Consider the following 238-nt stretch of genomic DNA (forward strand, 5'->3'; position numbering starts at 1 on the left):
GGATTACATGTCATATATGAAGAAATTTTTCATTCAGGGGAAGACGAATTAAAAGAAATGGTTTTACTTCATCGTCTTAGAGAGTTTGAATGGTTCAGTTTGCGCATATCCGAGATTTTTGGGGAAGAAATACGGAACATCGGATTTGAAGCTGCTATTTTATTTTATGGGATGATGCAACATTTGAGCGCTTCATGTAAAGTTTTAAATCAACAGTCGACCTCAATCGAAGAAATTG

General features: G+C 35.3%; 1 pseudogene. It reads left to right on the plus strand.

The window, feature by feature from the left end:
• Window positions 1-238: pseudogene (locus tag SB749_RS20815) on the plus strand (hypothetical protein); the annotation flags it as partial.

Origin of the sequence: Brevibacterium sp. SIMBA_078, from assembly GCF_046534565.1 — a bacterium.
Classification (GTDB): domain Bacteria; phylum Actinomycetota; class Actinomycetes; order Actinomycetales; family Brevibacteriaceae; genus Brevibacterium.